This is a genomic window from Monashia sp. HAY1-2A (assembly GCF_056755315.1).
In genome coordinates this window covers 1-241 of sequence record NZ_JBNDHY010000719.1, presented here as the reverse complement: position 1 = coordinate 241, position 241 = coordinate 1, and the positions used below count along the sequence as shown (strand labels likewise).

At 62.2% G+C, this 241-nt stretch carries 1 protein-coding gene; it reads left to right on the top strand.

Going from position 1 to position 241, the window contains the following annotated elements:
- Positions 1–29: 29 nt before the first annotated feature.
- Positions 30–241, top strand: a 212-nt coding sequence (locus tag ACPYOM_RS23665; RefSeq protein ID WP_481347855.1) for an MFS transporter, incomplete at its 3' end; no start/stop codon positions are given.

Genomic DNA, 241 nt, shown 5'->3' with positions numbered 1-241 from the left:
CCCTGACGTGGGGTGCCGTTTCCGCCTTGATGATGTTCGTGCAGGGTGAAACGTCGTTCTACGCCCTGCGGTTCATTCTCGGTGCCGCGGAGGCCGGATTGTTCCCTGCTTTGGCGTACATGGTCACAGTCTGGTTCGCGCAGAACCAGCGTGCGGGCGTGATGGGATTCATCTACCTCGCACCGACGATCGCGCTCATCATCGGCGGCCCCCTGGGCGGAGCCTTGATGGAACTGGACAC